This is a genomic window from Pseudomonas sp. P5_A2_2 (assembly GCF_054177685.1).
This window is the reverse complement of sequence record NZ_JBGCUL010000600.1, coordinates 1-2,815: the sequence shown is the minus strand read 5'-3', so window position 1 is coordinate 2,815 and position 2,815 is coordinate 1. Positions and strand designations below refer to the sequence as shown.

The following is a 2,815-nucleotide window of genomic DNA, read 5'->3' as shown; positions in this document are numbered from 1 at the left end:
AGATTTGTGAGCAGTTGAGATCCATTGTGGGAGCGAGCTTGCTCGCGATGAGGCCAGAGCAGACAACGTCTGTCTCAGGAACTAACGCCCACCACCAAGATCAACAAACGTCCCCGTCGCATAAGAAGCCTTGTCCGACAGCAACCAGACAATCGCCTCCGCCACCTCATCCGGACGCCCGCCCCGGGCCATCGGAATCGCCGATTCCAGTTTGCTGACCCGGTCCGGATCGCCGCTCAAGGCATGGAAATCGGTGTAGATGTAGCCCGGGCGCACGGCGTTGACCCGAATTCCCTCGCCCGCCACTTCCTTGGACAGACCGATGGTGAAGGTGTCCAGCGCACCTTTGGAGGCGGCGTAGTCGACATATTCATTGGGTGAGCCCAAACGCGAGGCCACCGAAGACACGTTGACGATGCTGCCGCCCTGCCCGCCGTGTCTGGGCGACATGCGCAGGATCGCGTGCTTGGCACAAAGGATCGGCGCCAGGACGTTGGTTTTCATGATCTTGAGAATGCGGAACTCGGACATTTCGTCGACCCGGGACTTTTGCCCGACGGTGCCGGCGTTGTTCACCAGCGCGGTGACCCGGCCCAGTTCACTGTCTACCCGATGGAACAGCGCGATGACTTCGTCTTCGATGCTGACATCGGCCCGTACCGCAATGGCTAGCGCACCGAGGGTGCGGACTTGCTCGAGCACGCCGAGCGCAGCCTTTTCGTCAGCCTGGTAGTTGATGCAGATCCGATAGCCCTGCGCGGCGGCCAACAGAGCGGTGGCGGCACCAATGCCGCGGCTACCGCCGGTGATGACGATGACTTTGTCCATGCGAGCTTTCCCCCAATCGAAGCTTAAGCGGTCGGGGGCAAGAATAACCGCCATTGACGGTTTTTGCATGGCTTCACGTCAGCTGTCATGTCATCGACATTTCGCGCTCGGCACTGGCTTTCAATTGCTCGACCAATTGCTCCCCGCGATGGATTTCCACCATGAAACCTGCAGCCGGCAGCGGATGCCCCAGCAGGTAACCCTGCAATGAATCGCAACCGAGCTGCGTCAGGAAGTCCTGCTGCACACCCGTCTCCACGCCTTCGGCGACGATGCGCAGCCCCAACGCCTGGCCAAGGGCGACGATGGCCGAAACAATGGCGGCGTCATCGCTGTCGTGCTCCAGGTCGCGGACAAAACCGCGGTCGATCTTCAGTTCGTTGGCCGGCAGGCGCTTGAGGTACATCAAGCTCGAATAACCAGTGCCAAAATCGTCGATGGACAAATCGACGCCCATTTCCGACAGCTCCTGAAGCACCCTCATGCTCGCATCGGCATCGCTCATGGCGGTGGTCTCAGTGATTTCCAGGGTCAGGCTGTTGGCCGGCAGATGGTGAGTCGCCAGGGCCTTGGCGACGCTCTGGACCAGCCCGGAATGGCAAAACTGGATGGCCGAAAGGTTCACCGCAATGCGCCAATCGGTGTAGCCCGACACGTACCACTCGCGCATCTGGCGGCAGGCTTCGTTGAGCACCCATTCGCCRATCGGAATGATCAGCCCGGTTTTTTCTGCAAGCTCGATGAATGTATCCGGCAACAGCATCCCTTGCGTGGGGTGCTCCCAGCGCAACAAGGCCTCGGCGCCCACCGGACGGCCATTGGCGGCGTCGAACTTGGGCTGGTAATACAGGCTGAATTCCTGTTGTTCCACGGCATTGCGCAAGTCCTGCAGCAATTGCAGCTGTTTGCGGGCGTTGCTGTTCATCGAGGCATCGAAAAAACTGTAGCCGTTTTTACCCGCGCCCTTGGCGTGATACATCGCCGCGTCGGCGTTCATCAGCAACTCGTGGGCGGACTGCCCATTACCCGGGTAGAGCGCAATGCCGACGCTGGCGGAAATATGCAAATCATGTTCGGCAACCCGGAACGCCCGCGCGATCAGCCCGACCTGGCGGGCCGCGAGGTTCAAGGCGTCGATCTGCTCGCTCAATTGCACCAGCAACACGAACTCATCACCGCCGATCCGCGCCAGGGTGTCCTGGCTACGCAAGTCTTCGCGCAGGCGCAAGGCCACTTCGCGCAACAGCAAATCACCCGTATGGTGGCCAAAGGCATCGTTGACCGGTTTGAAGCCGTCCAGATCGATGAACATCAGGGCAAAGCAGCCACCCTCTTCCCGAGCCCGCGACATGGCCTGATCGATACGATCGGCAAGCAACATCCGGTTCGGCAACCCGGTCAGGGTGTCGTGCAGCGCCAGTTGGGTCAGTTCACGGTTGGCCTCGGTCAGCGACTCGGCCAGGCTCGCGGTGCGGGCCTCCAGGCGCGCATCGAGGATCGAGGTCAGCAAAGCGATGCTCAGCACCGCCAGCGTGGTGACCAGCACCAGGTTGTCCAGGCCGTTGCCGCTCAGGCCATTGACCGCTGCCCCGCAAAAACTGCCATCGGCAAAGCGTGCGGCGGCCATGCCGGTGTAGTGCATGCCGACGATGGCGATACCCATGATCACCGCGGCACCACCACGGATCAGCCGGACATAAGGCGTGTGCTGGCGCAGGCGGAAAGCGATCCACAATGCCGCGCCCGATGCACCGACCGCGATCAGAAGCGAAGCGCCGAACAGCGTCGGATCGTAGTCGATGCCCGGTTGCATGCGCATGGCGGCCATGCCGGTGTAGTGCATCGCGCTGATGCCGGCGCCCATGACCAACGCGCCAAAGGCCAGCTGCCAGGCCGGCAATTGCGGTTGGCTGACCAGCCACAGCGCAAAACCGCTGGAGAGCACGCCGATCAGTAGCGACAACAGGGTGATCGTACCGTCGTAGCC

The 2,815-nt window shown here is 61.5% G+C and carries 2 protein-coding genes; both read right to left on the bottom strand.

Annotated features, from left to right (window positions below; translation table 11 throughout):
* Window positions 1-81 precede the first annotated feature (81 nt).
* Window positions 82-828 carry an SDR family oxidoreductase gene (locus ACXRVY_RS22880; protein WP_223462883.1) on the bottom strand — a complete coding sequence of 249 codons (747 nt, stop codon included), beginning with the start codon at window positions 826-828 and terminating at the stop codon, window positions 82-84.
* 85 nt (window positions 829-913) lie between these two features.
* Window positions 914-2,815 (bottom strand): bifunctional diguanylate cyclase/phosphodiesterase (locus tag ACXRVY_RS22875; RefSeq protein WP_458238313.1); only part of this gene is annotated, 1,902 nt, incomplete at its 5' end.

Excerpts from the sequence above, each read along its gene's own strand:
- ACXRVY_RS22880 (WP_223462883.1), bottom strand. The coding sequence starts at position 828 with ATGGACAAAGTCATCGTCATCACCGGCGGTAGCCGCGGCATTGGTGCC.